Origin of the sequence: Pseudomonas sp. SBB6 (assembly GCF_024213215.1) — a bacterium.
Classification (GTDB): Bacteria; Pseudomonadota; Gammaproteobacteria; order Pseudomonadales; family Pseudomonadaceae; genus Aquipseudomonas; species Aquipseudomonas donghuensis.
Map to the genome: position 1 here is coordinate 202,257 of NZ_JANAVH010000011.1, position 20,859 is coordinate 223,115.

21 protein-coding genes are annotated in these 20,859 nt (G+C 63.5%); 11 read left to right on the forward strand and 10 right to left on the reverse strand.

Features of this window, described 5'->3' with window-relative positions; genetic code table 11:
• Positions 1 to 134: 134 nt before the first annotated feature.
• Together NLX68_RS20810 and NLX68_RS20815 are read right to left on the reverse strand one after the other, a co-directional pair.
• Positions 135 to 1,208: an AI-2E family transporter gene (locus tag NLX68_RS20810; RefSeq protein ID WP_254285614.1), complete on the reverse strand. Its 1,074-nt coding sequence runs from the start codon at positions 1,206 to 1,208 to the stop codon at positions 135 to 137.
• 25 nt (positions 1,209 to 1,233) lie between these two features.
• On the reverse strand, positions 1,234 to 2,283 hold the full coding sequence (locus tag NLX68_RS20815) for a DUF2066 domain-containing protein (RefSeq protein ID WP_254285615.1): 1,050 nt from the start codon (positions 2,281 to 2,283) through the stop codon (positions 1,234 to 1,236).
• A gap of 345 nt (positions 2,284 to 2,628) precedes the next feature.
• Between NLX68_RS20815 and purM the strand changes: the two genes are divergently transcribed.
• The 4 genes from purM (at position 2,629) to NLX68_RS20835 (ending at position 5,437) form a co-directional block, all read left to right on the forward strand.
• Positions 2,629 to 3,687: a phosphoribosylformylglycinamidine cyclo-ligase gene (purM, locus tag NLX68_RS20820; RefSeq protein WP_010220361.1), complete on the forward strand. Its 1,059-nt coding sequence runs from the start codon at positions 2,629 to 2,631 to the stop codon at positions 3,685 to 3,687.
• Complete coding sequence (purN, locus tag NLX68_RS20825; protein ID WP_254285616.1) at positions 3,687 to 4,340, forward strand: phosphoribosylglycinamide formyltransferase; 654 nt, start codon at positions 3,687 to 3,689, stop codon at positions 4,338 to 4,340. The genes purM and purN overlap by 1 nt, the downstream gene beginning before the upstream one ends.
• 8 nt (positions 4,341 to 4,348) lie before the next feature.
• Positions 4,349 to 5,059 (forward strand): DUF3108 domain-containing protein, encoded by a 711-nt coding sequence (locus NLX68_RS20830; protein WP_254285617.1) that lies wholly within the window; start codon positions 4,349 to 4,351, stop codon positions 5,057 to 5,059.
• A 195-nt stretch (positions 5,060 to 5,254) separates the two neighbouring features.
• Positions 5,255 to 5,437 (forward strand): hypothetical protein, encoded by a 183-nt coding sequence (locus tag NLX68_RS20835; RefSeq protein ID WP_010220364.1) that lies wholly within the window; start codon positions 5,255 to 5,257, stop codon positions 5,435 to 5,437.
• 45 nt (positions 5,438 to 5,482) lie between these two features.
• On the opposite strand, the gene NLX68_RS20840 is transcribed toward NLX68_RS20835, so the two are convergent.
• From NLX68_RS20840 to NLX68_RS20870, 7 genes are all read right to left on the reverse strand, one after another.
• Entirely contained in the window at positions 5,483 to 6,022 is a 540-nt protein-coding gene (locus NLX68_RS20840) for a DUF2058 domain-containing protein (RefSeq protein ID WP_010220365.1), read from the reverse strand.
• A gap of 23 nt (positions 6,023 to 6,045) precedes the next feature.
• Complete coding sequence (mazG, locus tag NLX68_RS20845) at positions 6,046 to 6,876, reverse strand: nucleoside triphosphate pyrophosphohydrolase (RefSeq protein ID WP_254285618.1); 831 nt, start codon at positions 6,874 to 6,876, stop codon at positions 6,046 to 6,048.
• Positions 6,877 to 6,954: 78 nt separating this feature from the next.
• On the reverse strand, positions 6,955 to 9,195 hold the full coding sequence (gene relA / locus NLX68_RS20850) for a GTP diphosphokinase (RefSeq protein WP_010220367.1): 2,241 nt from the start codon (positions 9,193 to 9,195) through the stop codon (positions 6,955 to 6,957).
• 99 nt (positions 9,196 to 9,294) lie between these two features.
• On the reverse strand, positions 9,295 to 10,653 hold the full coding sequence (gene rlmD, locus NLX68_RS20855; protein WP_254285619.1) for a 23S rRNA (uracil(1939)-C(5))-methyltransferase RlmD: 1,359 nt from the start codon (positions 10,651 to 10,653) through the stop codon (positions 9,295 to 9,297).
• Positions 10,653 to 11,555, reverse strand: coding sequence for a cysteine synthase CysM (gene cysM, locus NLX68_RS20860; RefSeq protein WP_026001147.1), 903 nt, complete (start codon positions 11,553 to 11,555; stop codon positions 10,653 to 10,655). The genes rlmD and cysM overlap by 1 nt, the downstream gene beginning before the upstream one ends.
• 187 nt (positions 11,556 to 11,742) lie before the next feature.
• Entirely contained in the window at positions 11,743 to 13,113 is a 1,371-nt protein-coding gene (locus tag NLX68_RS20865) for a sensor histidine kinase (RefSeq protein ID WP_302056281.1), read from the reverse strand.
• Complete coding sequence (locus NLX68_RS20870; RefSeq protein WP_254285621.1) at positions 13,085 to 13,801, reverse strand: response regulator transcription factor; 717 nt, start codon at positions 13,799 to 13,801, stop codon at positions 13,085 to 13,087. Before NLX68_RS20870 ends, NLX68_RS20865 begins: the two co-directional genes overlap by 29 nt.
• 213 nt (positions 13,802 to 14,014) lie before the next feature.
• On the opposite strand from NLX68_RS20870, the gene NLX68_RS20875 reads away from it, so the two are divergent.
• The 4 genes from NLX68_RS20875 to NLX68_RS20890 all read left to right on the forward strand — a co-directional run bounded on the left by NLX68_RS20875 (position 14,015) and on the right by NLX68_RS20890 (position 18,704).
• Complete coding sequence (locus tag NLX68_RS20875) at positions 14,015 to 16,768, forward strand: response regulator (protein ID WP_026001148.1); 2,754 nt, start codon at positions 14,015 to 14,017, stop codon at positions 16,766 to 16,768.
• A 76-nt stretch (positions 16,769 to 16,844) separates the two neighbouring features.
• Positions 16,845 to 17,834, forward strand: a complete 990-nt coding sequence (locus NLX68_RS20880) for a 2-hydroxyacid dehydrogenase (RefSeq protein ID WP_254285622.1) — start codon at positions 16,845 to 16,847, stop codon at positions 17,832 to 17,834.
• A 31-nt stretch (positions 17,835 to 17,865) separates the two neighbouring features.
• Positions 17,866 to 18,303 carry a hypothetical protein gene (locus NLX68_RS20885; RefSeq protein ID WP_010220375.1) on the forward strand — a complete coding sequence of 146 codons (438 nt, stop codon included), beginning with the start codon at positions 17,866 to 17,868 and terminating at the stop codon, positions 18,301 to 18,303.
• On the forward strand, positions 18,300 to 18,704 hold the full coding sequence (locus tag NLX68_RS20890; RefSeq protein ID WP_010220376.1) for an META domain-containing protein: 405 nt from the start codon (positions 18,300 to 18,302) through the stop codon (positions 18,702 to 18,704). Before NLX68_RS20885 ends, NLX68_RS20890 begins: the two co-directional genes overlap by 4 nt.
• Positions 18,705 to 18,827: 123 nt before the next feature.
• Here NLX68_RS20890 and NLX68_RS20895 read toward each other — a convergent pair whose 3' ends face one another.
• Positions 18,828 to 19,292 (reverse strand): TlpA disulfide reductase family protein, encoded by a 465-nt coding sequence (locus NLX68_RS20895; protein ID WP_254285623.1) that lies wholly within the window; start codon positions 19,290 to 19,292, stop codon positions 18,828 to 18,830.
• 86 nt (positions 19,293 to 19,378) lie between these two features.
• On the opposite strand from NLX68_RS20895, the gene arsC reads away from it, so the two are divergent.
• From arsC to NLX68_RS20910, 3 genes are read left to right on the forward strand one after another with little or no spacing between them, the layout of a single operon-like run.
• Entirely contained in the window at positions 19,379 to 19,732 is a 354-nt protein-coding gene (gene arsC / locus NLX68_RS20900; RefSeq protein ID WP_254285624.1) for an arsenate reductase (glutaredoxin), read from the forward strand.
• Positions 19,729 to 20,334 carry an NAD(P)H:quinone oxidoreductase gene (gene wrbA, locus NLX68_RS20905; RefSeq protein ID WP_010220380.1) on the forward strand — a complete coding sequence of 202 codons (606 nt, stop codon included), beginning with the start codon at positions 19,729 to 19,731 and terminating at the stop codon, positions 20,332 to 20,334. The genes arsC and wrbA overlap by 4 nt, the downstream gene beginning before the upstream one ends.
• Positions 20,327 to 20,743, forward strand: a complete 417-nt coding sequence (locus tag NLX68_RS20910; protein ID WP_010220381.1) for a DUF2069 domain-containing protein — start codon at positions 20,327 to 20,329, stop codon at positions 20,741 to 20,743. Before wrbA ends, NLX68_RS20910 begins: the two co-directional genes overlap by 8 nt.
• Positions 20,744 to 20,859 lie beyond the last annotated feature (116 nt).

A 20,859-nucleotide genomic window follows, 5' to 3' on the forward strand; every position in this document is an offset into this window, starting at 1 on the left:
CCGCAAGGGGCCTTTTGTGAAAAGTCTGCAAAGTTTATACCCGTGGCGCCGGTCGCACAATCGGCGCAGACCACAAGTAAAATCAAAGGCTTGCATAAGCGTACAAACGCCAATACAAGCCAGGTGCTATCAAGCTAGAGATCCGGGTCGATTTCGCCGGCGTAAATATCCGACTCTTTATACAGGTCATGCACATGGCGCAGCAGCACCATGATCACCGCCGCCACCGGCAGGGCCAGCAGCACCCCGGTAAAACCGAACATTTCACCACCGGCGAGAATCGCGAAAATCACCGCCACCGGGTGCAAGCCGATACGGTCACCCACCAGCAGCGGCGTCAGCACCATGCCTTCGAGCGCCTGGCCGACCATGAATACGGCAGCGATGCCAAGCAATGGATAGGGGTCGCCACCGAACTGGAACAACCCGGCGATCATCGCCGCGCTGATACCGATGATGAAGCCCATGTACGGCACGATCGCCGCCAAGCCCGCCAGCAGGCCGATCAACAGGCCAAGCTCCAGGCCCACCAGCATCAACCCCGAGGCATAGATGATCCCCAGGGCCAGCATCACCAACAGCTGGCCGCGGACGAAGGCGCCGAGCACCTCGTGACACTCACCGGCAAGCGCCACCGCCCGCTCCTCGCGCTGACGCGGCAGCAGGCTGCGGATCTTGGCCATCATCAGGTCCCAGTCGCGCAACAGGTAGAAGCTCACCACCGGAATCAGCACCAGGTTGGCCAGCCAACCGATCAGGGCCAGGCCCGAAGCCGTGGCCTGGGACAGGATGATCCCGACGATGTCGGTGGTCTGGCCCATGTGCTCGCTGATGGCGGCCTTGATCTTGTCGAACTTCCAGAAGCCGTCGGCCAGGCCCAGGCGTGCCTGCACCCAGGGCAAGGCCACATGCTGCAGCCAGTCGAGCATCTGCGGCGCCAGCTCGTACAGGCGCACCAGTTGCTTGGCCAGCATCGGCACCAGCACCAGTAGCAACACGGTCAACAGCAGGGTGAACAGGGCAAAGACCACCACCACGCCCCAGGTGCGCGACAGGCCGGCGCGCTCCAGGCGATCGACCAGCGGGTCGGCCAGGTAGGCCAGCAGGATGCCGACCAGAAACGGCGAAAGAATCGGGTGCAGCCAATAGAGCAAGGCCGCGCACAGCAGCGCCCCGCCTACCCATACCCAGCGGCGTGTATCAGTCATGAACGGCTCCCGGCCAGGTCAGGGTTTACCAACGAAAACGCAACCCGTTGAAAGCTTGCGCAGCCGCAGCCTGGGTTGCCCCGGGGTGGGCCGGATCGACGGCGGCAGGTGCCGCTGGCGCTTCGGGCGGCAGTTCCTGCAATTTGGCCAGGCCCAGTTGCGCGCGCAGCTGATCGCTGTTGCCAGTGACCTGGTAGGTCAGGGTATCGCCCTGCACGGCCTTCAGGCGTGCACCGTAGGGCTCGAGCACCCGCCCCAGTTCGGCATAGCGCTCCAGGGTCATGCCCTGGACCTGCACCTGCATCTCGCTGCTGGCGCCTGGACGGGCCACAAAACGCGGAGCCAGGCGGTTACTGACCGCAAGCATCACCGCATCGGCCAGGGCAGCCTGATCAGCGCCTTCGGCAGTGCCCTGCTCGCGTTGCTCACCCAACCACAGGCGCCATTTACCCTGCCATTTGCCATCGGCTTCGCTGGCGTGCACCGCCAGCAAGGCATCGGCGCCATAACGCTCGGAAGCCTCACGCAGCGGCGCCGGGTCTGTGCCTTCAAGGTTCTTGCCGGTGGCCACCAGTTGTTCCTGCAAATCGGCCAGTGGCAAGCGCAGCGGCAAGCCGCGATGCTGGGCGGCACGACGCAGCGGTTCGGCACTGCCCTGGCCGTCGCCAACCAGGCTCGAGCCTTCGGCGCTGTCGTTCAACCACCAGCCGAGGATCGATGGCCGGTTGTTACCCCACAGGGCCAGGCCAGCCTGGCGCAAGGCGCGCTCGGTACTGCCCGGGTCGAAGTCGACCAGTACGGTTTCCGGCGGACCGGCCTCGAAACCGAACTGACTGATAATTTGTTGCGGATCTTTACGCAGTGCCGCCAGGCCCGGGCTTTGCGCCGCCTTGGCATCGCCGGTCAGGCGCAACACCAGGGTCTCGAGGGCTTTTTCGGTGGCCTGGGTACGGGCCTCGGCGCCCTGGCCGCTGACCGGTTCGCGGACCTGGTACAGGCCGGAGAGGGTTTCGGCCTGAGCCAAGAGGCCGAACAGGGCCAGACAGCTGGCGGCCAGGTAATTACGCAAACGCATGAAGGATTCCTGTCCTGAAAATAAAGAAGCGTGGGCTCAACAAACGGATGCAGCTCAGACCGCAGCCCCCGGCAAATCATTCAACCGCGAGCACTAAATTGTGCCCATCGCCTTTGCTATACCTTATACAGCCTGCGCCGTGGCAACCAGTCACGCACTGTTAAAGCGTATTTTTAGCCAGATAATAGCTCTGCCCGTCGGCCTGAGGATGGCCGCTACCGGGCAACCCTGATAAAATCGCGCGCCTTCGCAGACCGGCGACGGTCGGGCAGCCGGATTTCCCTCCGCCTTGCCTGGCAGGTCACGGTCGATTCCCCCGAATCCCTCCCCCTAAAGGCCTGGATCATGAGCAAGCAACCCTCCCTGAGCTACAAGGACGCCGGTGTAGACATCGACGCCGGTGAAGCATTGGTCGAACGCATCAAAGGCGTTGCCAAGCGCACGGCGCGCCCGGAAGTCATGGGCGGCCTGGGCGGTTTTGGCGCCCTCTGCGAAATCCCGGCCGGCTACAAGCAGCCGGTTCTGGTCTCCGGTACCGACGGCGTCGGCACCAAGCTGCGTCTGGCGCTGAACCTGAACAAGCACGACAGCATCGGCCAGGACCTGGTCGCGATGTGCGTCAACGACCTGGTGGTCTGTGGTGCCGAGCCGCTGTTCTTCCTCGACTACTACGCCACCGGCAAACTGAATGTCGACGTTGCCGCCACCGTGGTTACCGGTATCGGCGCTGGCTGCGAACTGGCTGGCTGCTCCCTGGTCGGCGGTGAAACCGCTGAAATGCCAGGCATGTACGAAGGCGAAGACTACGACCTGGCCGGTTTCTGCGTCGGCGTGGTGGAAAAAGCCGAAATCATCGACGGCTCCAAGGTTGCCACCGGCGACGCCCTGATCGCCCTGCCATCGTCCGGCCCGCACTCCAACGGCTACTCGCTGATCCGCAAGATCATCGAAGTCTCCGGCGCCGATATCGAAACCGTACAGCTCGACGGCAAACCGCTGACCGAACTGCTGATGGCCCCGACCCGCATCTACGTCAAGCCGCTGCTCAAGCTGATCAAGGACACCGGCGCGGTCAAGGCCATGGCCCACATCACGGGTGGCGGTCTGCTCGACAACATTCCGCGGGTGCTGCCAAAAGGCGCCCAGGCCGTGGTTGACGTGGCCAGCTGGGAACGCCCGGCGGTATTCAACTGGCTGCAGCAGCAAGGCAACGTCGACGAGCACGAAATGCACCGCGTGCTGAACTGCGGCGTCGGCATGGTCATCTGCGTTGCCCAGGACCAGGTCGACAACGCCCTGAACGTCCTGCGTGAAGCCGGCGAGCAGCCCTGGGTGATCGGCCAGATCGGCGTAGCCGCCGAAGGCGCTGCCCAGGTCGAGCTGAAGAACGTCAAGGCGCACTGATGCCGAGCACGACCTGTGATGTCGTGGTGCTGTTGTCCGGCACCGGCAGCAACCTGCAAGCGTTGATCGACAACACCCGCACCGGCGACAGCCCGGTGCGGATCTGCGCGGTCATCTCCAACCGCGCCGACGCCTATGGCCTGCAGCGCGCCAAAGACGCCGGCATCGCCACCGCCGTGCTCGACCACAAGGCCTTTGACGGCCGCGAGGCGTTCGACACGGCGCTGGTCGAGCTGATCGATGGCTACCAGCCGCAGCTGGTGGTACTGGCCGGTTTCATGCGCATCCTCAGTGCCGGTTTCGTCCGTCACTACCAGGGCCGCCTGCTGAACATCCACCCTTCCCTGCTGCCCAAGTACAAAGGCCTGCACACCCATCAACGGGCGCTCGAAGCCGGCGATGCCGAGCATGGCTGCAGCGTGCACTTCGTCACCGAGGAACTCGATGGCGGGCCGCTGGTCGTACAGGCAGTAATACCGGTAGAGTTGGATGACACGCCAGAATGTCTGGCACAGCGGGTTCACAGCCAGGAACACCTGATCTATCCGCTGGCGGTGCGCTGGTTTGCCGAGGGCCGTTTGCGCCTGGGCGAGCACGGTGCTCTACTGGATGGCCAGCCTCTGGCGGCCAGCGGCCACTTGATTCGACCCTAGGAGAAATTATGCGTCGTGCCCTGCTCTTCGCTCTCGCCGTGCTCGCCTTGCCGCTGCAGGCAGCCGATCTGAAGCCTTTCTCGGCCAGCTACACCGCCGACTGGAAGCAGCTGCCCATGAGCGGCACTGCCGAGCGCAGCCTGGAAAAGAACGCCAACGGTACCTGGAACCTCAATTTCAAGGCGTCGATGATGATCGCCAGCCTGACTGAGCAAAGTACCCTGCGCCTGGACAAGGACACCCTGTTGCCTCAGACCTACCACTTCGAACGTGGCGGCCTGGGCAAGGCCAAGAAGGTCGATCTGGATTTCGACTGGAACAGCAAGAAGATCACCGGCACTGACCGCGGCGACGCGATCAACCTGCCGCTCAACCGCGGTGTGCTGGACAAGTCCACCTATCAACTGGCCCTGCAGCACGACGTGGCAGCGGGCAAGAAGAGCGTGAGCTACCAGGTGGTCGATGGCGACGAGATCGACACCTATGACTTCCGCGTCCTGGGTACGGAAAAGGTCACCACCAAGACCGGCCAGGTCGACGCTATCAAGGTCGAGCGCGTGCGCGACCCGAGCCAGAGCAAGCGCATCACCGAACTGTGGTTCGCCAAGGACTGGGACTACCTGCTGGTACAACTGCGTCAGGTCGAAACGGACGGCAAGGAGTACGTGATCGTGCTGCAGGACGGTACGGTCGATGGCAAGGCGGTCAAGGGCAACTGATAGCCCTGATTGCTGGTAGCAGCCGAAACCCCGCCTGGTGCGGGGTTTTTTATTGCCCTTGGCCAGTCAGCCCCCAAGAGCCCGCGCCTACGTGAAAGATGTTTCATGCGCCAGTCATTTACTTAGCCTGCTAACAAATTCTATAAAAGAGACCTGCGACACGGTGCCGCAGTTAACTGAAAGTGGAGTTTGCAGATGACTGTCAAAGTAACTGAGCGCGACGAAAGCAAAATGTCTCACGAAGGCCTGGCTGCAGGCGTGCGCATCTGGGATGTGCATCAGCAGGGCGAGCTGGTCGGCATGTTCCACAACGAGCACGAGGCCCACAGCTACCGCATCGAGCTGGAATACCTCGAGACCAGGCGGCAACAGCAATAACCCCATGCAAAAAAACAAACCCCGCCGAAGCGGGGTTTGTCGTTATTACCACATCAGATCGTCAGGGATCACGTAGGCCGCGTACGGATCGTCGGCATCCGGCTCTTCAACCTGGGTGTTGAGCAGGACGATACGCTGTGGGTCGCGCTCCTGGATCTTCAGCGCCGCCTCACGGGGGATCACTTCATAACCGCCAGCATGGGCAACGATGGCCAGTGAACCGCTGCTCAGCTTGCTGCGCATCAGGGCGTTGACCGACAGGCGCTTGACCTTCTTGTCGTCGACGAAGTTGTAGTAGTCCTCGGTGGTCAGCTTGGGCAGGCGCGAGACCTCGATCAATTGCTTGACCTGGGCGGCGCGGGCCTTCTGCTCGGCCTTCTCCTGCTGCTGGCGGTTGAGCTCCTGGTCGCGCTTGGCTTTCTCGGCCATGGCTTCCTTGGCCAACCGCTGCTGGGTATCGTCGACCTCGACCTGGCCTTTGTGCTCCAGGCGCTTTTGTTTCTTCTGTTCTTTACTGACCTGCTTGACCTGTTTCTGGTTGACCAGACCGGCCTTGAGCAATTGGTCGCGAAGGGAAAGGCTCATCGTTCACTCACTTATGCAACAGCTCAGCCGCAGCTGGGCAGGTTCTTTTCCTGACGTTTGGCTTCGCCCCAGAGCGCGTCCATGTCATCGAGGGTGCAATCTTCGATCGGACGGCCTATGTCGCGCAATGCCTGTTCGATAAAACGGAAACGTCGTTCAAACTTTTTGTTGGCCCCGCGCAGGGCGTTTTCCGGGTCGACCTTAAGGTGCCGGGCCAGATTCACTGCAGCGAACAACAGGTCACCGAGCTCGTCGGCGAGGGCCACGCTGTCGTCGTCGGCCATGGCCTGGAGCACTTCATCGAGCTCTTCACGGACCTTGTCGAGCACCGGCAAGGCATCCGGCCAGTCGAAACCGACCTGGGCCGCGCGCTTTTGCAGTTTGGCCGCCCGCGACAACGCCGGCAAGGCTGCCGGCACATCATCGAGCAACGACAACTGCTCGGGCTCGCCCTTCTCGGCGCGCTCCTGGGCCTTGATTTCTTCCCAGCGCTGCTTGACCTGGGTGTCGTCGAGCTTGGGCGTGTCGAGCGCGGCGTAGAGCTCACCGCTAGGGAACACGTGCGGGTGACGGCGGATCAGCTTGCGGGTAATGCTGTCGACCACGCCGTCGAATTCGAAGCGGCCCTCTTCCCGTGCCAGCTGGCTGTAGTAGACCACCTGGAACAACAGGTCGCCGAGCTCACCCTGCAGGTGCTCGAAGTCGCTACGCTCGATGGCATCGGCCACTTCGTAGGCTTCTTCGAGGGTGTAGGGGACGATGGTCGCGTAAGTCTGCTTGAGATCCCAGGGGCAACCGTGCTGCGGGTCGCGCAGGCGGGCCATGAGGTGGAGCAGGTCGTCTAGGGTATACATCTTGGGTTCCTTATCGCGGGTCAAGCCCGCTCCCACAGAGGATGCCTGTGGGAGCGGGCTTGACCCGCGATAGCAGTCTTACGGCGTACGGTTACGCCGCGTCTCGATGATGTTCGGCAACTGCGAGATCCGCCCCAGCAAGCGCCCGAGGGCATCCAGGCCAGGGATCTCGATGGTCAGCGACATCAATGCGGTGTTGTCTTCCTTGTTCGAGCGGGTGTTGACCGCCAGCACGTTGATCCGCTCGTTGAGCAGGACCTGGGAAACGTCACGCAGCAAGCCCGGACGATCGTAGGCACGGATGATGATATCCACCGGATAGGTCTGCACCGGCACCGGGCCCCAGCTGACCTGAATGATCCGCTCCGGCTCGCGCCCGGCCAGTTGCAGCACCGAGGCGCAGTCCTGGCGGTGGATGGTGACGCCGCGGCCCTGGGTGATGTAGCCGACGATCGCATCGCCCGGCAGCGGCTGGCAGCAACCGGCCATCTGCGTCAGCAGGTTGCCGACACCCTGGATCTGAATGTCGCCACGCTTGCCTGGCTTGTAGCCGGTGGCCTTGCGTGGCACCAGCTCGACATGGTCGCTGCGCTCCGGCTCCACCAGTTGCTGGGCGGCGTTGACCAGGTGCGCCAGGCGCAGGTCACCGGCGCCCAGCGAGGCAAACATGTCCTCGGCGGTGCGCAGGTTGGCTTTTTCCGCCAGGCGCTCGAAGTCGACCTGCGGCAGGCCCAGGCGGTTGAGTTCGCGTTCGAGCAGGGTCTTGCCGGCGGCGACGTTCTGGTCGCGGGCCTGCAACTTGAACCAGTGGACGATCTTCGCCCGCGCCCGCGAGGTGGTGACATAGCCCAGGTTCGAGTTCAGCCAGTCGCGGCTGGGGTTACCGTGCTTGCTGGTGATGATCTCGACCTGCTCACCGGTCTGCAAGCTGTAGTTGAGCGGCACGATACGGCCGTTGATCTTCGCCCCGCGGCAGTTATGGCCGATCTCGGTGTGCACCCGGTAGGCGAAGTCCAGCGGCGTGGCGCCCTTGGGCAGGTCGATGGCGTGGCCATCCGGGGTGAACACATAGACCCGGTCCGGCTCGATATCGACGCGCAACTGTTCGGCCAGGCCGCCGATGTCACCCAGTTCTTCGTGCCATTCCAGCACCTGGCGCAACCAGGAGATTTTCTCCTCGTAGTGGTTGGAGCTGGATTTGACGTCGGTGCCCTTGTAACGCCAGTGCGCGCAGACGCCGAGCTCGGCCTCTTCGTGCATGGCATGGGTACGGATCTGCACCTCGAGCACCTTGCCCTCAGGGCCGATCACCGCCGTGTGCAACGAGCGGTAGCCGTTCTCCTTGGGGTTGGCGATGTAGTCGTCGAACTCTTTGGGGATGTGCCGCCAGAGGGTGTGGACGATGCCCAGCGCGGTGTAGCAGTCGCGCATTTCCGGGACCAGCACGCGCACCGCGCGCACGTCGTAGATCTGGCTGAACTCCAGGCCCTTGCGCTGCATTTTGCGCCAGATCGAATAGATATGCTTGGCCCGACCGCTGATATCGGCATTGACGCCGGTGGCCAGCAGCTCGTTCTGCAGTTGGCTCATCACGTCGCTGATAAAGCGCTCGCGGTCCAGCCGGCGTTCATGCAAAAGCTTGGCAATCTGTTTGTACTGGTCGGGTTCGAGGTAGCGGAAGGACAGGTCTTCCAGCTCCCACTTGATATGACCGATGCCCAGGCGATGGGCCAGCGGCGCATAGATATCGAACACTTCGCGGGCGACGCGGTTGCGCTTCTCGTCGTCGGCGCCCTTGACCGCACGGATCGCGCAGGTACGCTCGGCCAGCTTGATCAATGCCACACGGACGTCGTCGACCATGGCCACGAGCATCTTGCGCAGGTTCTCGACCTGCGCCTGGGAGCCCAGCACCAGCGACTGGCGCGGGCTGAGGCTGGCACTGATGGCGGCCATGCGCAGCACGCCGTCGATCAGCTTGGAGACCACCGGGCCAAAGCGCTGGCCGACTTCAGCCAGGGTTACCTTGCCTTCGCGCACGGCGCGGTAGATGACCGCGGCAACCAGCGAGTCCTGGTCGAGCTTGAGGTCGGCGAGGATTTCGGCGATTTCCAGGCCGGCCTGAAAACTCGACGTACCATCGGCCCAGGAATGCTTGGCCGGGTTGCCCTTCTTCTCGACGTCCTGGGCGAACTCGCAGGCGGCCTTGAGGGCCTCCCGGTCCAGCGCCAGGTCGACGCTCACCACATGATCCAGCCATGCTTCGAGATTGATACTGCCGTCGGTATTGACCGGCTGGTGCACTCTCACCTGTACCATCTTTGTTTACCTTTCCCTACAGCGCATTCGCGATGCGCTTGAAATCACTGGTGCTGCCCCTGCCGGACCCAAGGTGCAGCGCCGAACGCGTCAGCCTGGCTAACCCGCTTCGAATAACGCCATGGCTTCGACATGCGCCGTCTGAGGAAACATGTCGAGAATCCCGGCACATTTTAACCGGTAACCCTGCCTGACCAGTTCGACGGTGTCGCGGGCCAGGGTCGCCGGGTTGCACGATACATAAACAAGACGTTTCGCCCCAAGGTCTGCGATTTTTCGCACCACCTCATAAGCGCCGTCGCGCGGTGGGTCCAAGAGTACCGCAGAAAAGCCTCCTGCGGCCCAGCCCGACGCCGCCAAAGGCTGCGATAAATCGGCCTGAAAAAACTGCGTGTTATGCAAATTGTTGCTACGAGCATTGGCTGCCGCCCGCTCGACCATTGCCTGTACCCCTTCCACCGCCACCACTTCCCGCGCCTGCCGGGCCAGCGGCAGAGCGAAGTTGCCCAGCCCACAGAACAGGTCAAGCACGCGTTCATCCGCCTGCGGCGCCAACCAGGCCAGGGCCTGCTCGATCATCGCGGTGTTGACCTGGGCGTTGACCTGGACGAAATCGCCGGGCCGGTAGGCAAGCTCAAGGTTCCAGGGTTCAAGGTAAAAACCCAGACTCTGACCGGCATCCACTGGCAAAGGTTCACCTTCGCCTTGCAACCACAGTTGTACCCCCGCCTCGACGCAGAACGCCTGCAGGCGCGCCAGGTCACCCTCGCCCAATGGCCCGGTGTGACGCAACAGCAGCGCCAGCGCGGTACCGCTGAACAGCTCGACGTGGCCAACCACCTGCGGCTTGCTCAGGCTACGCAACAGCGTCGGCAGGTGACGCATGATCGACTGCAAAGGTTGTACCAGCACCGGGCAATCGTCGATGGCGACGATGTCCTGACTGGCTTCGGCGCGAAAACCTACTTCGAGATTCTTCGCCTTGTTGTCCCAACGCACGGCAACCCGCGCCCGGCGCCGGTAGCCGAACTCCGGCCCGGTCAGCGGCGCTGCCCAGCGCTCGGGTTGCACGCCAGCGACCCGCTGCAACTGCTCGGCCAGCAGGCGCTGCTTGAGCGCCAGTTGATCGGCATGGGGCAGATGCTGCAGGTTGCAGCCGCCACAGCGGTCGAAGTGCTTGCACGGGGCCTTGCGGCGCGCCGGGCTGGCATTGAACACACGCTCCAGACGGGCCTCGACCACCTTGCCGTGGGTATTGAGCACCCGCGCTTCGACCTCTTCCTCGGCCAGGGCGCCACTGACGAACCAGGTGCGGCCGTCGAGAAAGGCAATACCGCGGCCGTCACCGGCCAGGCGCTCGATGCTCAGGCGCTGTTTTTTGCCGGTAGGGATCTGTGGCGCGCGGGTGCCACCGGCCGGCTGAAAGCGCAGGCCGCTGTTACGTTTGTTCTTGGACATCAGTTCACTGAATCGAAAATGCCGGTCGACAGATAACGGTCGCCACGGTCGCAAATGATCGCCACCATCACGGCGTTTTCCAGCTCGCGGGACAAGCGCAGCATGGCTGCCACTGCACCACCGGAGGACACGCCACAGAAAATGCCCTCTTCTCGGGCCAGCCTGCGGGTGGTTTCTTCGGCTTCGCTCTGGGTCATGTCGACCACGCGGTCAACGCGCTCGGACTGGTAGATTTTCGGCAGGTATTCCTGCGGCCAGCGGCGGATGCCAGGGATGGCCGAGCCTTCCATCGGTTGCAGACCGATGATCTGCACCGCCGGGTTCTGCTCCTTGAGGTAGCGCGAGCAGCCCATGATGGTGCCGGTGGTACCCATGGAGCTGATGAAGTGGGTAATGGTGCCCTGGGTCTGGCGCCAGATTTCCGGGCCGGTGCTCACATAGTGAGCTTCAGGGTTGTCGACATTGCCAAACTGGTCGAGCACCAGGCCACGGCCTTCCGCCTGCAGACGGTCGGCAAGATCACGGGCGCCTTCCATGCCCTCTTCCTTGCTGACCAGGATCAGCTCGGCGCCGTAGGCCGTCATCGCCGCCTTGCGCTCGGCGCTGGAATTGTCGGGCATGATCAGGATCATCTTGTAACCCTTGATCGCCGCCGCCATGGCCAACGCGATGCCGGTGTTGCCCGAGGTCGCTTCGATCAGGGTATCGCCCGGCTTGATCTGCCCACGCAGCTCGGCGCGGGTGATCATCGACAGCGCCGGCCGGTCCTTGACCGAGCCTGCCGGGTTGTTGCCTTCGAGCTTGAGCAGGAGGGTATTGCTGGTGTCGCCGGCAATGCGCTGCAGGCGGACCAGAGGCGTGTTGCCGACGCAATCGGCGATGGTTGGGTACTGCAAGGTCATGGCGTATTCGCAATCCAGACTGCGGGGGCGCCTATCATACCGGCAAACGGGATTTGCCCATATCACGCAATGTGTTGGGGTTATAGCTGCAAGCTATAAGCAGGAATTTATGGTGCCTGTTCCGGCCTTATCGCGGGTCAAGCCCGCTCCTACAGTGAATTTGCATGCACCTAGACCCTGTGGGGAATCACACCGCCGGCAGTTGCATGTTCAGCCGCAGGCCCTGGCCAGTGTTTTGCGCCCACAACCGCCCGCCCTGGCGGACGATGGCATTGCGGGCAATGCTCAGGCCCAGCCCGAAGCCGCCATCGCCGGGCCGCGAACCGTCCAGACGGGTAAAGGGCGCGAAAATGCGCTCAAGCTCGCTTTGCGCCACCCCACCACCCTGGTCTTGCAGCCAGATCAACCAGTGATCGCCCTGACGCCGCCCGTCCAGGCGGATAACGCTCCCGGCGGGGGAATGCCGAATGGCGTTGCGCAAGATGTTCTCCAGCGCCTGGGCCAGGCTGTTGAGGTTACCCTGCACCCAGCACGAGGCGTCCAGCGCACAATGCAGTTGCGCGGCGGGCCAGCCACTTTCATAGCAGGCATCTTCGGCCAGCATGTCCCACAAGGCCTGGACCTGGATGGGCTCCTTGCTCAGCGGCGCACGCTCGGTGTCCAGCCAGGCCAGTTGCAGCGTATCTTCGACCAGCCGCTGCATGCAGTCGATCTCCCGCCCCAGACGCTCGCGCAGGTGCTGCGCATCGGCTTCGCTGTCACAGGCCACGCGCAAACGGCTCAACGGTGTGCGCAACTCATGGGAGAGGTCACGCAACAGTTGCTGCTGCAGGGCGACCGTGCCCTGCAGGCGCTCGGCCATGTCATCGAAAGCGCGGCCCAGTTCACCCAGTTCGTCCTGGCGGCTGGTGGTGCTGCTGGCCACCCGTGCCGAGAGCTGGTCGGCGCGCCAGGCATTGGCCTGCTCGCGCAACTGGATCAGCGGCACAATCAGCATGCGGTAGAGGCCAACGCACAGCAGCAAGGTGAACAGCCCGGGGATGATGCCGTTGGTGACCACCCGCCACAGCACCCGGTACTGCCCCGGCGCCAGACGTTGCGGCAGTTCCATGACCAGGGTGCCCAGGTGCGGCTGCTCGGTAAACGGCAGGCGCATCCATGGCATGCCGATCGACCGCGGGCTCACCGGCCAGTCGATACCGCGCAGAAAGGTCAGGCGCCGGCTTTCAACCTCGTTGAGCGGCGTGCTGCTCAAGGACTGCAGGTCCGGGCCGATCACCCCGACCCAGCCAGACTCCTTGTCGCGTACTGCCGCCAGCCAGGCGTCGATACCGGCCTGCCCTCCACGCGCCCAGGCCTGCTCGGCTTCACTGGCATAGCCTTGCAACGTGCTTTTGGCCTGTTCCGAGAGGAACGCGTTCTGGGTTTCCATATGCCGGCCCCAAGTCCAGCTCAGGCCGATCATCAACAGGCAGAAGCCGACCAGCAGGATCGCCAGTTTCCAGAACAATGAGTGACGATTGGGCACTTCAGTGCACCTCTGCGCCACTGAGCACATACCCCTTGCCCCACACCGTCCGCACTTCGCGCTCGAGATAACCGATGGCCTTGAGCTTGCGGCGAATCTGGCTGACATGCATGTCCAGGCTGCGATCATGGCGGGCATAGCCGCGCTGCAACACGTGCTGGTAAAGGAAGGCCTTGCTCAACACCTCCTCATCGCTGCGGTGCAGGGTATCGAGCAGGCGGTATTCGCTGAGGGTCAGCCCCGCCCATTGCTCGCCGTAACAGACATCACTGGTCGCTTCATCGAAGTGCAATTTCCCGGCCTGTACCTGTGCCGGTTGGTGATGGCGTCGCTCCAGCGCCACGCGGCGCAGGATCGCCTCGATACGTACCTGCAGCTCGACCATGCTGAAGGGTTTGGGCAGGTAATCATCGGCACCGCGCTGGAAGCCGGTGATGCGGTCAGCTTCGGCCCCCAGGGCGGACATCAGGATCACCGGTGTCGAACTGTTCTGCCGCAGCAGCCCCAGCACATCCAGGCCGTTGAGGCCGGGTAGCAGGATGTCCATCAACACCACGTCAAAGCAGCCGCGCTGGGCAACCTGCAGGCCATCGTTGCCACTCTGGCACCAGGTGACCTTGAAGCCGCCGCGCTGCAGTTCCTCACGCAGGTAGGCGCCCAGGACCGGATCGTCCTCGATGGCAAGGATGTTGGACGTGGCAGTAGATACAGAAGTCATTGACCGATGCTAGCAATTCTCAATCACGCGATTATTGGGCATTCACTGCGCACAGGCAACCAAGGCTCGGGCAAAGCCTGGCTTATCGCTTGGAATAGACAAAAGCAGATACAAATGAGTGCATTACGCGAGTAGGCGCGGTACTTTTCCGACTTGGTCTGTCAGCAGGAGCTGGCGGGGGCTTACAGCGCTTACCGCGCACAGGAGAGTGGCGTGCTGAATAGATTGGGGATCAGAAGCCGCGTGCTGTTGCTCGCCTTGTTGCCGGCCAGCCTGATGGCACTGGTGCTGGGCGGCTATTTCACCTGGTTGCAGCAGAACGAGCTGCAAACCCAACTGCTGCAACGCGGCAAGATGATTGCCGAACAACTGGCACCGCTGGTGGCGCCGGCGCTGGTACGTCACGACCCGGCGCAGCTGGAGCGCATCGCCGCCCAGGCCCTGGAGCAGTCCGACGTGCGTGCCGTGGCCTTCCTCGGCCCTGATCGCAACGCCCTGGCCCACGCCGGCCCGAGCATGCTCAACCAGGCGCCCACCGGTGGCGGCACGCAATTGCTGCAACGCACCGGCAATGACGCCACCCGTTATCTGCTGCCGGTGTTCGGCCGTCACCGCGACCTGGCCGGCGAGCTGATTCCTGGCGAAGCCGATCGCCTGCTGGGTTGGGTGGAAATCGAGCTGTCCCACGATGGCACCCTGTTGCGTGGCTACCGCAGCCTGTTCACCAGCCTGCTGCTGATTCTGCTGGGCCTGGCCGCCACCGCGCTGCTGGCCTTGCGCATGAGCCGCACCATCAACGGCCCGATCGGCCAGATCAAATATGCCGTCACCCAGCTCAAGGACGGCAACCTGGAAGAACGCCTGCCGCAAATGGGCAGCTACGAGCTGGACGAACTGGCGGCGGGTATCAACCGCATGGCCGAAACCCTGCACAACGCCCATGAAGAACTGCAGCACAGCATCGATCAGGCTACCGAAGACGTTCGCCAGAACCTGGAAACCATCGAGATCCAGAACATCGAGCTGGACATGGCGCGCAAGGAGGCGCTGGAGGCCAGCCGGATCAAGTCCGAGTTCCTGGCCAACATGAGCCACGAAATCCGTACACCGCTCAACGGCATCCTCGGCTTTACCCACTTGCTGCAAAAAAGCGAACTGACCCCGCGCCAGCTCGACTACCTGGGTACCATCGAAAAGTCCGCCGGCAGCCTCTTGGGCATCATCAACGAGATCCTAGACTTCTCCAAGATCGAGGCCGGCAAGCTGGTGCTCGACAGCATTCCGTTCAACCTGCGCGACCTGATCCAGGACACCCTGACCATCCTCGCCCCGGCCGCCCACGCCAAACAGTTGGAGCTGGTCAGCCTGGTGTATCGCGATACGCCGCTGTCGCTGGTCGGTGACCCGCTACGGCTCAAGCAGATCCTCACCAACCTGGTCAGCAACGCCATCAAGTTCACCCGTGAAGGCACCATCGTCGCCCGGGCCATGCTCGAGGACGAGCGCGAAGACAGCGTGCAGTTGCGCATCAGCGTTCAGGACACCGGTATCGGCCTGTCCAACCAGGACGTGCGGGCGCTGTTCCAGGCCTTTAGCCAGGCTGACAACTCGTTGTCGCGCCAGCCCGGTGGCACCGGCCTGGGCCTGGTGATTTCCAAGCGCCTGATCGAACAGATGGGCGGCGAGATCGGCGTCGACAGCACGCCAGGCGAAGGCTCGCAGTTCTGGATCAGCCTGAGCCTGCCCAAGGCCCGTGACGATGCCGAAGACCTGCCCATGCAACCGCTGGTGGGCCGCCGGGTGGCGATTGTCGATAGCCACGAACTGGCGCGCCAGGCCCTGGAGCATCAACTGGAAGACTGCGGCCTGAGCGTCAGCCTGTTCGCCACCGTCGAACAATTGCTGCACGCGGTCGAGGCCGCCACCCTTGCCGGGCAACCCTTCGAGCTGGCGGTGCTCGGGGTCAACCTCGACAGCCTTTCGCCAGAGCGCCTCGGCCAGCACATCCAGCAACTGGAGCACCTTGCCTGCCAGGCCCTGGTGCTGTGCCCGACTACCGAGCAGGCGCTCTACCATCCGTACCTGCCCAACCCCCACAGCCAGTTGCAGGCCAAGCCTGCGTGTACACGTAAATTGCGCCGGGCCCTGATGGAGATGGTCCAACCGCGGCGCCCGGGCAGCGAAAGCAAGCCGGTGTCCGACCAGCCATTGCCGAAAGTGCTGTGCGTCGACGACAACCCGGCCAACCTGCTGCTGGTGCAAACCCTGCTGGAAGACCTCGGTGCCGAAGTGCTGGCAGTCGACAGCGGCTATGCGGCGGTTCAGGCCGTGCAGGACGAGCGTTTCGACCTGGTGCTGATGGATGTGCAGATGCCCGGCATGGACGGGCGCGAATGCACCGAGCAAATCCGCCAGTGGGAAAGCAGCCAGAGCGGCGCACCCTTGCCGATCGTCGCCCTGACCGCCCACGCCATGGCCAACGAAAAACGCGCACTGCTGCACAGTGGCATGGATGACTACCTGACCAAGCCGATCAGCGAACGCCAACTGGCCCAGGTGGTGCTCAAATGGACCGGCCTGACCCTCGGCGCACCGCGCCCGGAACGACTGCTGGAGCGCATCCCCGACAGCAGCGAATTGAAGGTCCTCGACCCCGAGGAAGGCCTGCGCCTGGCGGCGGGCAAACCGGACTTGGCCGCCGACATGCTGGCGATGCTGCTGGCGTCGCTGGAGTCCGACCGCGAAGCGATTCGCACCGCCCGCGAGGCGGCCGACCGCAATGGCATGATCGAGCGCGTGCACCGGCTCAATGGCGCCTCGCGCTACTGCGGCGTGCCACAACTGCGCGCGGCCTGCCAACGCAGTGAAACCTTGCTCAAGCAAGATGACCCACAAGCCCCGCAAGCCCTCGACGAACTGGACCGGGCCATTACCCGGCTCACGGCCCAGGCGCGCATGAGCGCCTGAACCCTGGCTGACCTGGGGCAAGGCTTGATCCTTGCCCCTTGGTTAAACTTTCAGGCAAAGCCTTCAGGAGGATCCCATGCGCGTACTGTTTTTCAGCAGCCAGACCTACGACCAGGACAGTTTCACCGGTGCCGCACCCGCTCCGGGGCTGGAGCTGCACTTTCAGCCCGCACGCCTTAGCGAAGACACCGCACCGCTGGCCGCCGGCCATGAAGTGGTCTGCGCCTTCATCAACGATGACCTCGGCGCTGCCGTACTGCAACGCCTGGCGGCCGCCGGCACGCGCTTGATCGCCCTGCGTTCGGCCGGCTACAACCATGTCGACCTGGCCGCCGCCAAACGCCTGGGCCTGGCCGTGGTGCGAGTACCGGCCTACTCGCCCCACGCCGTGGCCGAACATGCCGTGGCGCTGATCCTGGCGCTCAACCGGCGCCTGCACCGGGCCTACAACCGCACCCGCGAGGGCGACTTCACCCTGCACGGCCTGACCGGCTTCGACCTGCACGGCAAGACCGTCGGCGTGGTCGGCACCGGGCAGATCGGCGCGGCCTTTGCGCGAATCATGGCCGGCTTCGGTTGCCAATTGCTGGCTTACGACCCCTACCCCAACCCCGAGTTGCTGGCCCTCGGCGCGCGCTACCTGAGCCTGCCAGAGCTGCTGCGCCAGGCGCAGGTCATCAGCCTGCATTGCCCGCTGACCGACGACACCCGCCACCTGATCAACGCCCAGAGCCTGGCTGACCTTAGGCCCGGCGCCATGCTGATCAACACTGGCCGTGGCGCACTGGTGGACACCCCCGCGCTGATCGAGGCGCTGAAAAGCGGCCAACTCGGCTACCTGGGCCTGGATGTCTATGAAGAGGAAGCCCAGCTGTTCTTCGAGGACCGCTCCGACCTGCCGTTGCAGGACGACGTACTGGCGCGGCTGCTGACCTTCCCCAATGTCATCGTCACCGCCCACCAGGCCTTCCTCACCCGCGAGGCGCTGGCCGCCATTGCCGCCACCACCCTGGACAACATAACCCGCTGGGCGGCAGGCAATCCGCAGAACTTGGTCGAGGGTTGATGCTAGGATACGCGGCAGATTTGGAGGACCCATGGTCGAACACGATTTCCGCTACACCCTGTTTAACCCGCAACACACCCTGATCGAGTGCCGCGCCCTGGTGCCAGGCCGCTATCAAGTGACCGGCAACGGCGGCTCGATCCAGAAGAACGACGTTCTGCTGGTGACCCTCAAGGGCAGCAAGGATTTGTCCATGCGCCTGACCGTGGAATCCGTGCGTCACCTGATCAACCCCACCGGCCAATGGGTCGCGGTGGCCAGCGGCCCGGTATTCGGCGAACTGGCGATCCACACCTGGGAGGTCAACTGCGACAGCTGCCAGGCAAACCTGAGCTTCGAATTCGCGGTCGATGCCAAACTGGGCAAAAAGGCCCAACAACCGGCCGCCAGCGCGCGCATTGCCGAACTGGGCTGGGTCAGCCGTGGCGACAAGCACCTGTGCCCGAAATGCAAGGAGACGGCCCAGTGAAAACGCTGTTGCTCTCAGCCCTGATCGGCACAGCCCTGCTGGGTTGCGCCGCCGAGCCGATGAAGCTGGAACAGGAACGCAGCTACTTGCTGGAGTGGATTGGCGAACGTCCGCTGATGGACTACAGCCACCTGACCCTGACCCTGGCCGCCGATGGCCGCGCCTATGGCAACGCCGGCTGCAACCACTGGTTCGCGCCGTATCAGCTGGAGGGCGAGAAGTTGACCTTCGGCAAGGTCGGCAGCACCCGCAAGCTCTGCGCACCGGCACTGATGGAGCAGGAAAAACGCTTCCTCCAGGCGCTGGAGACCGTGCAACGCTGGGACATCTCGCCGATCGAGCAGGTGCGTTTCTGGCCGGCCGAGGGCAAGCCACTGCGTTTCTGGCCTGAGGAAGGCTGAAGAGCTTCGCAGGCTTCATCGCCGGCAAGGCCGGCTCCCACAGAGATTGCTGACACCCTGCATTATTGAGGTGGACTCAAAACCTGTGGGAGCCGGCCTTGCCGGCGATGGTAGCGCCGCCGATCAAGCGCCCTTGAGCGCCTCGATCTTCTGGTTCAAGCCTTCAAGGGTCTGCTCGCCCATCAACTGTTCGCGCACCTTGCCCTTGTCATCGATGATGTAGGTCACCGGCAAGGCTTCGCTAGGCGGCAGCTCGTAACGCTCGGCCGGGTCGCTGGCGAGTACCGTGAAGCCGATGCCCAGCGCTTCGCTGGCCTTCTTCAGGTCTTCGCCCTGCAGGCCGTCGAAATTCACCCCGAGCACCTGCACGCCCTGCCCCTGCCATTGCTTGGCCGCCGCGTTGAGTTCGGGTATTTCCGTACGGCATGGGCCACACCATTCCGCCCAGTAGTTGAGCACCAGCCAGTGCCCTTCAATCTGCTCGGCCTTCACCGCCTGGCCGTGCTGGTCCAGGCCGTAATCCGCACCGCAACCACCGAGCAACAGGCTCGCGGTGATGGCCAGTGCTGCTGCCAAACGCCTTGTCATGGGTCAATCCTTCTCGAAGATTCAAACAAAATGCGAAGTCGCTACGGTTAGAATAGCCGCCACACCCTGCTGGATGCGACCCGAACATGACTGACCTGACCCTCTATCACAATCCGCGCTGCTCCAAATCCCGTGGCGCCCTTGAGCTGCTCGAAGCCCGCGGCCTGGCCCCGACCGTCGTGCGCTACCTGGAAACCCCGCCGACTGCCGGCGAGCTCAAGGCCCTGCTCGGCAAGCTGAACATCAGTGCACGCCAGTTGCTGCGCAGCGGTGAAGACGAATACAAAACGCTCAACCTGGCCGACGCCAGCCTCAGCGAGGTGCAGTTGATCGACGCTATGGTCCAGTACCCCAAGCTGATCGAGCGGCCCATCCTGATTGCCGGCGATAAAGCCGTGATCGGCCGGCCACCGGAGAAGGTGCTGGAGATCCTGCCGTGAGCGCGCCGTACATCCTGATTCTGTTCTACAGTCGCCACGGCTCGACCAGCGAGATGGCCCGGCAGATTGCCCGCGGCGTCGAAATGGCCGGCCTGGAAGCGCGCATCCGCACGGTACCGGCGATCTCCACCGAGTGCGAAGCCGTCGCCCCGGACATCCCGGAAACCGGCGCCCTGTATGCCACCCTGGATGACCTGCGCCATTGCTCGGGCCTGGCCCTGGGCAGCCCGACGCGCTTTGGCAACATGGCTGCGCCGCTCAAGTACTTCATCGACGGTACCAGCAGCCTGTGGCTGAGCGGCGGCCTGGTGGGCAAGCCGGCGGCGGCATTCACCTCCACCGCCAGCCTGCACGGCGGCCAGGAGTCGACCCTGCTGTCGATGCTGCTGCCACTGATGCACCACGGCATGCTGATCATGGGCCTGCCCTACAGCGAGTCGGCGCTGCTGGAAACCCGCGGCGGCGGCACGCCTTACGGCGCCAGCCACCATGCCGGTGCCGACGGCAAGCGTGACCTGGATGCCGACGAAATCGCCCTGTGCCGCGCCCTTGGCCAACGCCTGGCGAGCACCGCCAAACTGCTGGAGAACGGCCGTGGCTAAAAAGCCCAAGGTGCTGCCCCCGATCGAATGGCTGACGCCGCGCCTGCGCCTGACCCGGGCGCTGAGCCTGGCGAGCTTTTTCGGCCTGATCGCCTTGCTGACCCTGAACAACCTGCTGTTCGCCGACCTGCACGGTGCGCGGGTCGGGGTTATCCTGGCAATCGAACTGGTGCCGCTGGCCCTGCTGCTGCCGGGCATGCTGCTGGGCAATGCCCGCGCCCATGCCTGGACCTGCTTTGTGGTCAACCTGTACTTCATCAAAGGTGTACTGGCCGCATTCGACCCGGCCCGGGCGCTGTTTGGCTGGCTGGAAGTGGCGATCAGCCTGGCGCTGTTTGTCAGTGCCCTGCTGTATGTACGCTGGCGCTTTCAGTATGAGCGGCGGCTGGCGGGGGAAGGTTCGAACTAGGCGGTGAATTCATCGCTGGCAAGCCAGCTCCCACAGCGTTGGACTGCCCCCAAGAAGTTGGACACCAATCCAACCCTTGGGGGAGTTATGAGCAAGTACTCAGAGCATTTCAAGCT

Excerpts from the sequence above, each read along its gene's own strand:
- purM (WP_010220361.1), top strand. The coding sequence starts at position 2,629 with ATGAGCAAGCAACCCTCCCTGAGCTACAAGGACGCCGGTGTAGACATC.
- NLX68_RS20835 (WP_010220364.1), top strand. The coding sequence starts at position 5,255 with ATGACTGTCAAAGTAACTGAGCGCGACGAAAGCAAAATGTCTCACGAA.
- arsC (WP_254285624.1), top strand. The coding sequence starts at position 19,379 with ATGACTGACCTGACCCTCTATCACAATCCGCGCTGCTCCAAATCCCGT.
- NLX68_RS20810 (WP_254285614.1), bottom strand. The coding sequence starts at position 1,208 with ATGACTGATACACGCCGCTGGGTATGGGTAGGCGGGGCGCTGCTGTGC.
- NLX68_RS20885 (WP_010220375.1), top strand. The coding sequence starts at position 17,866 with ATGGTCGAACACGATTTCCGCTACACCCTGTTTAACCCGCAACACACC.
- rlmD (WP_254285619.1), bottom strand. The coding sequence starts at position 10,653 with ATGTCCAAGAACAAACGTAACAGCGGCCTGCGCTTTCAGCCGGCCGGT.
- mazG (WP_254285618.1), bottom strand. The coding sequence starts at position 6,876 with ATGTATACCCTAGACGACCTGCTCCACCTCATGGCCCGCCTGCGCGAC.
- NLX68_RS20830 (WP_254285617.1), top strand. The coding sequence starts at position 4,349 with ATGCGTCGTGCCCTGCTCTTCGCTCTCGCCGTGCTCGCCTTGCCGCTG.
- relA (WP_010220367.1), bottom strand. The coding sequence starts at position 9,195 with ATGGTACAGGTGAGAGTGCACCAGCCGGTCAATACCGACGGCAGTATC.
- purN (WP_254285616.1), top strand. The coding sequence starts at position 3,687 with ATGCCGAGCACGACCTGTGATGTCGTGGTGCTGTTGTCCGGCACCGGC.
- NLX68_RS20870 (WP_254285621.1), bottom strand. The coding sequence starts at position 13,801 with ATGACTTCTGTATCTACTGCCACGTCCAACATCCTTGCCATCGAGGAC.
- NLX68_RS20840 (WP_010220365.1), bottom strand. The coding sequence starts at position 6,022 with ATGAGCCTTTCCCTTCGCGACCAATTGCTCAAGGCCGGTCTGGTCAAC.
- NLX68_RS20880 (WP_254285622.1), top strand. The coding sequence starts at position 16,845 with ATGCGCGTACTGTTTTTCAGCAGCCAGACCTACGACCAGGACAGTTTC.
- cysM (WP_026001147.1), bottom strand. The coding sequence starts at position 11,555 with ATGACCTTGCAGTACCCAACCATCGCCGATTGCGTCGGCAACACGCCT.
- NLX68_RS20815 (WP_254285615.1), bottom strand. The coding sequence starts at position 2,283 with ATGCGTTTGCGTAATTACCTGGCCGCCAGCTGTCTGGCCCTGTTCGGC.
- NLX68_RS20865 (WP_302056281.1), bottom strand. The coding sequence starts at position 13,113 with ATGTGCTCAGTGGCGCAGAGGTGCACTGAAGTGCCCAATCGTCACTCA.
- NLX68_RS20895 (WP_254285623.1), bottom strand. The coding sequence starts at position 19,292 with ATGACAAGGCGTTTGGCAGCAGCACTGGCCATCACCGCGAGCCTGTTG.